Origin of the sequence: Variovorax boronicumulans NBRC 103145, assembly GCF_001591345.1 — a bacterium.
Lineage (GTDB): Bacteria > Pseudomonadota > Gammaproteobacteria > Burkholderiales > Burkholderiaceae_C > Variovorax > Variovorax boronicumulans.
This window is the reverse complement of the sequence record NZ_BCUS01000184.1, coordinates 1-8,290: the sequence shown is the minus strand read 5'-3', so window position 1 is coordinate 8,290 and position 8,290 is coordinate 1. Positions and strand designations below refer to the sequence as shown.

Here is an 8,290-nt window from a genome sequence, read left to right as displayed (position 1 = left end):
CGTTCGGGCGGCGACAGCTGCAGCGCGCAGCGGCCATCAGGCCGCGCCGTCATCTCGGTGCCGAGCGCGCGGCACAGTTCGGCAAAGCGCGCGCTCGCGGCCTGCGCCGCCTCGCCCGCAAGCTGCTGCGAGTAGCCGAAGCCCACGCCCACCGGCGTGAACACCACCTCTTCGACGCCGTGCGGGCCGAGGCGCAGCGAGAACACGCCGGAGTCCGCGAGGTCGTTGCGGATGGCGTCGAACAGCAAATCGCCCGCGTCGTGCAGGATCGGCCGGCCCTGATGGACCTCGATGCCCTGCAGCACGTGGGCCGAGGTGCCGAGCACCGCGTCGGCGCCGGCTTCGACGATGGCATGGCCGACGGCGATCTCGGCGCGCGAGGGCGCGGTCTCCAGGTTCTCGCCCCAATGCACCGCCACCAGCACCACGTCGGCCTCGTGGCGTGCGGCGGCGATGCGCGGCGCGAGCGTGGCGCGCCAGGCCGCCGGGTCATCGAGCGACAGCCAGGCTGCGCCGGGGCGCTGCGCAGTGGCGGCGAAGCGCGGCTGCGTGGCGTCGAGCGAGAACAGCGCCACGCGCAGCCCACCGGCTTGCCGGAAGGCGGGGCGCAGCGCCGAGTCGAGATCAGGCCCGGTGCCGGCGAAGGCGATGGCGGCGGCGTTGAGCAGCCCGTGCTGCTCCAGCAGCGCCTCGGGGCCGTAGTCGCCGCTGTGGTTGTTGGCCGTGGCGACCATGTCGATGCCGGCCTCGGTCAGCACCGCGAGCATCTCGGGCCGCGCACGGTAGTAGTACGGGCCGCCCTCGTCCTTCTCGACGCCCTGCGCGCCCGTGGTGGCGACCACGCATTCGAGGTTCACGATGCGCAGGTCGGCCTCGCGCAGCGCGGGAATGTCGCCGAGCATGCGGGCGGGGCCGCCCAGCTCGTGCATGCGGTAGTGCTGGCGGCGGCCCAGGTTGACGTCGCCGCCCCACAGCACGGTGCCTTCGAGCCCGCGCGGTGCGGCTGGCTCGGCCGCGGCTTGCGAGAGCTGCGCGCTCTGCTGCTGCGCCTCGCGCGCCTCGAGCAGCCGGTGGTAGGCCACGTAGCCCGACAGGTAATGCTCCACGTCGTCGATGCGCACGCGGAAGCTGTGGTGCTTGATGAAGAACGCGCCCGCGATGCGGTCGGGGTGGCGGAAGAACATCGCCAGCTCGGGCCAGAAGTGGCCGTTGGCGAGGTAGCGCGCGCGGTGCTCCAGCGCGCGGTCGAACTTGTGGCGATCGAGCCCCGCAAGCAGCGGGCGCAGGGCCGGGTCGGCTTCCAGCCGCAGCACCATCTCGCGCGCGGCCATCATCAGCTCGAGCAGCGTGGGGAAGGTGGTGATGCGCTCCAGCACGAAGTCCAGGTGGCCCGCCATGTTCTGCAGGCCGAACTGGTAGTAGCGCGTCTCAGGCTTGAAGCGCGTGAGCTCGTTGACGCAGTAGCTCAGCCAGTGGTCGTGCGCGCGCCAGTGGCCCGCCGCGATGAAATGCTCGAAGGCCTTCTCGACCACCGCGAGCCAGCGCGCGTCGCGCGTGAGGCCGTACAGCCGCATCAGCCCGAAGGCCGCCTCGCCGTCGTAATAGATGATGCGGTAGGGCTCCTTCACGTCGAGCCCCGGGTGGTTGAGCACGTGCACGAAGCGGCCGGTCTCGGGGTCCTGCATGGAGCGGATGCCCAGCGCCAGCTGCTCCATCAGCGGCTGGTACTGCGCATCGCCGGTGAGCTCGGTGTACTTCACCAGCGCCAGCAGGCACACGGCATTGCCGCCGAGCTTGATCTCGTTGCCGATGTCGACCAGGAACGCGGCCTGCGTGCCGTCGGCCAGCGTGGCGCGGCGGATCAGCCGCTGGCTCAGGAAGGCCAGCGCGCGGTCGATGGCGGCCTTCTGCACGTCGCTGCGCGTGAGCTCCCAGCCTTCGAGCATGGCGTAGGTGGAGCTGGCGTGGCGCAGCGTGTTGTAGGTGGGAATCGCGCGGTCGAAGCAGGGGAACCAGCCGTAGTGGAACTCGCCCGTGGGCTTGACCTGTTCGGCCAGGTAGTCGCTCGCCGAATCGACCAGCGCGCGCACCTGCGCCGCGTTCCAGTCGGTGAGCGTGCGAAAGCCCGCGGCCTGCCCTTCGGCCGTGAGCGGCCACGCGCCCTCGGCATCGACGTACACGGCGCGCGTGGTGAAGCACCACACGGGCGCGGCGTCGTCGGTGGGAAAGTCGCGCTCGTCGCCGAAGCGGCGCTTGGTGTGCGTGCGCAGGTTGCCGTTGTTGGGCTCCGCGTGGTCGACCGTGCCGTTGTAGAGCACGGCACTGCCGTGCATCTCCTGCGCGAGCAGCGCGGTCTCGAAGCGCGCGTCGAGCGCGATGCCTTCGTTGAAGTAGTTGCGCTTGGTCTGCGCCAGCCGCGCCTTCAGTTCGCCCCAGGTCATCGGCGTGGTGCGCTCGACGATCTCCGCGCGCAGCCGCTGCGCCGGTCGTTCGGCGCGCTTCGCTTTCACGGCCAGCGCCTCGGCGGCGGCCTGCCACGCGGCCTCGGTGTCGGGGCCGCGGCCCATGACGACGCGGGCACGGCTTTCGCCCTCGCCCATCGCGAGGAACACCACGCAGCCGGCCTCGTCGGTGGCGGGCGGGGCCGGGGGCAGCGCCCCGTCCGGGGTGGCCAGGGCCTGCCTGGCGCGGTTCAACAGATCGGCGAGGGGGACGGGAGCTTGGTGAGTCATGCGCCGCGAATGATGACAGGCCAGGGCGCGGCCTGCCACTGCGGAAATCCGGGGCGACGTCGGACCCGGATCAGGCCCGGGTCACGCCCAGGCGTCGAACACCGCGCCGCGCACGGCCTCGACCGCCGCCGATCGCTGGCCGCCAGCCGGCGCGACCCAGCACAGCCAGGTGTGTGAGCGCCAACCGTTCCAGATCTTCAGTTCGCCCTGGCGCTCGCCTTGCTCGGCCTGGTCCAGCCGCATCAGGCCCGCGCCCATGCCGCTGGCGACCATGCTGCGGATGGCGCTCTCGCCGTCGCCGGTGACGCCCTGGCGGTAGTCGCGCCCGGCCGAGGCGAACAGCTTCTCGAGGTGCGCGCGCAGGATGCACGAGGGCGGCGTGCCGACCCAGGTCAGGTCGGTGAGCTGTTCGAGCGTGAGCTCGGGGTGCGCCTGCGCCACGGCCAGCGGCAGGCCCACGGCCAGGTCGACCACGCCCAGGCGCCGCAGCTCGAAGCCTTCGAGCCGCTCGGCGTCGCTGAGCACGTAGGCGCAGTCGAGTTCGCCGCGCTGCACGGCCGCCAGGGTTTCGTACGACAGCCCCTGCTTGAGCTGCAGCGTGACCTGCGGATGCTGCTGCGCCAGCGTGACCAGCACACTGCCCAGGCGCAGCGCCACCGGATCGACCACCGTGCCGAAGCGCACCACGCCCTGCGCCGCGCCGCGCAACTGGTCGGCGGCCGACTGCATGCGCATGGCCGAGGCCAGCGTGCGCTCGGCCTCTTCGAGCAGGCGACGGCCGGCCGCGGTGGGCGACATGCCGCGCGGCGTGCGCTCGAACAGGCGCACGCCGAGTTCGTCTTCGAGCGCCTTGAGCTGCGCGCTGGCGGCCGGGGCGCTGGTGAACACGCGTTCGGCGGCGCGGGTCAGGTTGCCCTCCTTCGCGATGGCAACGAAGGTCTTCAGTTGGTACAGCTCCATGACCGCGGATTGTGAGCGCGTGCGACGCGGTCGTCCGTTCGCTTTTTCGGAAGCCCCTGTCCAAAGAAACGAATGGCCTTCGCGGCGGCCCGTCCCCATCCTTCAGGCCACGCGCTCCCTCTTTTTTCTTGAAAGGTCTTCCCGTGTCCTCCCCTTCCTCACGCCTGCCGGGCATTTCGGCCCTGCTCTTCGCCACCGCCAGCTGGGGCAGCCTGTTCCTCGTCGGCAAGGGCGTGCTGCAGCACGTGGCGCCGGTGTGGCTCACGCTCATCCGCTACACCCTGTCGGCGCTGGTGTTCGCCGCGCTGCTGGGCCTGCGCGGCAGCGGCGGCTGGCACAAGCTGCGGCGGCATGCGGTGCCGCTGGCACTGCACGGCTTTGCGGGCTTCGGCGTGTTCAGCATCCTGCTGTTCGTCGGGCTCTCGCACTCGGTGCCCTCGCACGGCGCGGTGCTGATCGCCACCACGCCGATCACCACGCAGCTGCTGCGCTGGTGGCTCGACGGCGTGCGCCCGACGCGCACGACGCTGCTGACCGCCGCGCTGGCGCTGGCCGGCGTGGCCACGGTGGCCGGGCTGCTGTCGCCCGGCGGCGCAGGCCTGTCGCACGACACGCTGCTCGGCGACGCCATCGCCTTCGTCGGCACGCTGGGCTGGGTCGTCTACACGCGCGGCGCGGCGCGCTTTCCGACACTGGACACGGTGGACTACACCGCGCTCACGGTGCTGGCCTCGTGGCCGCTGCTGCTGGCCGTGGCGGTGGGCATGACCGTGCTGGGCGCATCGCCCGCGCCCGACGCGCAGGGGCTGCGCCTGTCGTGGCAGGTGCTGCTGTACGTGGGACTGGTGCCGTCAGCGCTCGCGGTGCTGGCCTTCAACCACGGCGTACGCGCGCTCGGCGCGGTCACGGGCACGGCCTTCCTGAACTTCGTGCCGGTGTCGGCCTTGCTGATGAGTTTGGCGCTGGGCAAGCCGCCCGCGACGCACGAGATCGTCGGCGTGGCGATGGTGGTGGCGGCGCTGCTGCTGCACGTAATGGCGGCAAAGCGCGCGGCGACGCCGGTGGCGCCGGTTCGCGTGCCGGCGCCAGGCCAGCGCACCTGCGGCGTCACGCCATGAACATCAGCCCTCGGCGCGGCTGCGCCGGAAGATCGCGTAGTTGCCGTTCGCCATCCCCACGAGCACCTCGCCCACGTACAGCCGCGACTCCAGGTTGGCGACGGTGCGCCCGCGGTTGAGCAGCGTGGTCCTGCAGACGACCTGGCCCTCGAACACGGGCTTGAAGTAGTTCATCTTGATCTCGATGGTGGCGCAGATCTCGCCCGCCTCGAGCGTGGGGTACAACGCCGTGCCCATGCCCGTGTCGGCCAGCGCATAGAGCACGGCGCCGTGCACGACCTCGTGCGGGTTCAGGTGCTGCGGCGCGACGACCAGCGTCATGGTGCTGGTGCCCGCAGTGGCTTCCTCGCAGTGCAGGTCGATCAGTTCGGCGAAGGGGTGTTTCATGGCGACGGGAAATGAAAGGACCGGCCGACTGTAGACCGCACGGCCGTCAGTCGCCGAGCGCGCGGTAGAAGTAGGTGGTGCCGCACGGCGTGCCGTCGGGCAGCAGCGCGTAGCCGGGGATGGTGCCCACGCGCTGCCAACCGCAGCGGGTGTACAGCCGCTCGGCCTCGGGGCTGGAGGTGTCGAGCACGAGCAGGGTCTTGCCGTGGTCGCGTGCGCGCTGTTCGGCGCCCTTCATCAACAGCGCGCCGAGGCCGTGGCGGCGCGCGCGGCGGTGCACCAGCATCTTCGCGACCTCGCCGCGGTGCGGCTGGTTCTCGGGCTGCGCCAGCACCAGCTGCACGGTGCCGACGATGCCTGCGTCGTCCTCGGCCACGAGCAGCTCGCGCTCGCCGCGCGCCACGCCGTCGGCCACGTGGCGCCAGAAGGCCCGCGCGCGCTCGGGCGTGAGCGGCTGCATGAAGCTCACCGAGGCGCCGCCCTCGACGCAGTCGATGAGCACGTCGGCCAGCGCGTTCAGCTCGGCCTCGGTCACGGAAGAAAGGGCGCGCAGGCGCGGGGTGGTGGTGGCAGCAGTCATGGTCATTTCCGGTTGGATGCGTGAGAAGGTGCGCTGGTGATGACGACCGCGTAGCGCGCCGTCTCGCGGGTGGGGTTGAAGTAGCTCGTCGGCTGGTCGAGCACGAGCGCCAGGCAGTCGCCCGCTTCGAGCCGGTGTTGCTGGTCGCCGACCGCGAGTTCGATGCAGCCCTCGAGCACCCACACCTGCTGGTGGATGCGCGGCTCGCGCGCGCCGGTTTCGTAGGCCACGCGCGCGCCGGGCGGAAACAGCACCTCGACGATCTGGATCGGCGAGGCGTCGCCGCCGGCCGAGACGTTGCGGCGCAGGTAGCCCGAATGCGGATCGCGCCATTCGAGCTGGTCGGCGCGGCGCGACACCGGGCTGGCGGCCGGCGCGTCGGACTCGAACAGCGAGGCCAGCGGCACGCCCAGGCCGGTGGCGAGTTTTTCGAGCAGCACGGCCGTCGGACTGCTCTCGCCGCGCTCGATCAGAGAGATCATGGAGCGGCTGACGCCGCAGTGCGTGGCCAGGGCGTCGAGCGAGAGATCGCGCGCGGCGCGCAGGGCGCGCACGCGCTGGGCGATGCGGTCGTTGAGGCTGGGGGGTGACGCTGATTCTTCTTTCATATTGGATTAAATATCCAATGAAATAGAAATTCAGTCAACCCCGGGCTGAAAGCTGGCCGTCCAGTCCGCAGAGACTTGCTCGTCGAAGTGACTGTTCTTTGGAGAAATATTCATGCCGTTCGCTGAAATCATCCAACACATCACCACCACCGACGCACCATGAGCGCCAACGATCCCGCCCCCCTGCCCTCGGCCTTCGCCACCTTCGCCGACGGCCCCGCCGCGCCGTCCGCGCTGCGCGCCCGCATCACGGCCGCCTGCCGGCCGCCCGAATCCGAGGCGCTGCAGCCGCTGCTCACGCAGGCCCGGCTGCCGGCCGGCCAAGCCGCCGAAGCCCACGCCCTCGCCCATCGCATCGCCCACCAGCTGCGCCAGCGCAAAAACGGCGGCGGCCGTTCGGGCCTCGTGCAGGGCCTGCTGCAGGAATACGCGCTGTCGTCGCAGGAAGGCGTGGCGCTGATGTGCCTGGCCGAGGCGCTGCTGCGCATTCCCGACGCCGACACGCGCGACGCGCTCATCCGCGACAAGATCGCGCAGGGCCAGTGGCAGGCGCACGCGGGGCACAGCCCCTCGGTGTTCGTCAATGCCGCCACCTGGGGCCTGCTGCTCACCGGCAGGCTGGTGGCCACGCACAGCGAGACGGGCCTGTCGGCCACGCTCACGCGGCTGATCGGCAAGGGCGGCGAGCCGCTGATCCGCAAGGGCGTGGACATGGCGATGCGCATGATGGGCGAGCAGTTCGTCACCGGCGAAACCATCGCCCAGGCGCTGGCGCATGCGCGCACGCTCGAAGCGCAGGGCTTTCGCTATTCGTACGACATGCTCGGCGAGGCCGCGCTCACGGCCGACGACGCGCGCCGCTACCGCGCGGCCTACGAAGACGCGATCCACGCCATCGGCCGCGCCTCGAACGGGCGCGGCGTGTACGGCGGGCCGGGCATCTCGATCAAGCTGTCGGCGCTGCACCCGCGCTACAGCCGCGCGCAGTACACGCGCGTGATGGCCGAGCTGTACCCGGTGCTGCGCGACCTGGCGCTGCTGGCGCTGCACTACGACATCGGCCTGAACATCGACGCCGAAGAAGCCGACCGGCTCGAACTCTCGCTCGACCTGCTGGAGCGCCTGTGCTTCGAGCCCGCGCTGGCGAGCTGGCAGGGCATCGGCTTCGTGGTGCAGGGCTACCAGAAGCGCTGCCCCTTGGTGATCGACTGGGTGATCGACCTCGCGCGCCGCAGCGGCCACCGGCTCATGGTGCGCCTCGTGAAGGGCGCCTACTGGGACAGCGAGATCAAGCGCGCGCAGCTCGACGGGCTGGCGGGCTACCCGGTCTACACGCGCAAGGCCTACACCGACGTGTCGTACCTGGCGTGCGCGCGCCGCCTGCTCGACGCGCCCGACGCGGTGTACCCGCAGTTCGCCACGCACAACGCCCACACGCTGGCCGCGATCTACACGATGGCCGACCCGTCGCGCTACACGCCGGGCCAGTACGAGTTCCAGTGCCTGCACGGCATGGGCGAGCCGCTGTACGAGCAGGTGGTGGGCCCGCTCGGGCGGCCCTGCCGCATCTACGCGCCGGTGGGCACGCACGAGACGCTGCTGGCCTACCTGGTGCGGCGGCTGCTGGAGAACGGTGCCAACACCTCGTTCGTGAACCGCATCGCCGATGCGTCGATTCCGCTCGACACGCTGGTGGAAGACCCGGTCGCGACGGTCGAGCGCATGGCCGCGCAGGAAGGCGCGATGGGCCTGCCGCACGCGGCCATTCCGCTGCCGGCCGCGCTCTACGGTGCGCAACGCGCCAACTCGCAGGGCCTGGACCTCGCGAGCGAAACCACGTTGCATGCGCTCGCGGCCACGCTGCAGGCCAGCGCGAGCGAGCCCTGGCGCGCCACGCCGATGCTT

Annotated in this window: 7 protein-coding genes; 2 read left to right on the top strand and 5 right to left on the bottom strand. The window is 71.2% G+C overall.

Annotated elements, in window-relative coordinates:
- Positions 1-2,732 (bottom strand): CapA family protein (locus VBO01S_RS29830; RefSeq protein WP_169805109.1); only part of this gene is annotated, 2,732 nt, incomplete at its 3' end.
- 81 nt (positions 2,733-2,813) lie between these two features.
- Positions 2,814-3,692: a LysR family transcriptional regulator gene (locus tag VBO01S_RS29825; protein ID WP_062482419.1), complete on the bottom strand. Its 879-nt coding sequence runs from the start codon at positions 3,690-3,692 to the stop codon at positions 2,814-2,816.
- A gap of 143 nt (positions 3,693-3,835) precedes the next feature.
- On the opposite strand from VBO01S_RS29825, the gene VBO01S_RS29820 reads away from it, so the two are divergent.
- Positions 3,836-4,810, top strand: a complete 975-nt coding sequence (locus VBO01S_RS29820; protein ID WP_062482416.1) for a DMT family transporter — start codon at positions 3,836-3,838, stop codon at positions 4,808-4,810.
- A 3-nt stretch (positions 4,811-4,813) separates the two neighbouring features.
- On the opposite strand, the gene VBO01S_RS29815 is transcribed toward VBO01S_RS29820, so the two are convergent.
- From VBO01S_RS29815 to VBO01S_RS29805, 3 genes are read right to left on the bottom strand one after another with little or no spacing between them, the layout of a single operon-like run.
- The gene (locus VBO01S_RS29815) at positions 4,814-5,197 is read right to left on the bottom strand and encodes a PaaI family thioesterase (RefSeq protein ID WP_062482414.1); all 384 of its coding nucleotides are present in this window, start codon (positions 5,195-5,197) and stop codon (positions 4,814-4,816) included.
- A 46-nt stretch (positions 5,198-5,243) separates the two neighbouring features.
- Positions 5,244-5,783, bottom strand: a complete 540-nt coding sequence (locus VBO01S_RS29810) for a GNAT family N-acetyltransferase (RefSeq protein ID WP_062482412.1) — start codon at positions 5,781-5,783, stop codon at positions 5,244-5,246.
- Positions 5,780-6,385, bottom strand: coding sequence for a helix-turn-helix domain-containing protein (locus VBO01S_RS29805; protein ID WP_062482410.1), 606 nt, complete (start codon positions 6,383-6,385; stop codon positions 5,780-5,782). Before VBO01S_RS29805 ends, VBO01S_RS29810 begins: the two co-directional genes overlap by 4 nt.
- Positions 6,386-6,544: 159 nt before the next feature.
- Here VBO01S_RS29805 and VBO01S_RS29800 point away from each other — a divergent pair.
- Positions 6,545-8,290 (top strand): proline dehydrogenase family protein (locus VBO01S_RS29800; protein WP_174543713.1); only part of this gene is annotated, 1,746 nt, incomplete at its 3' end.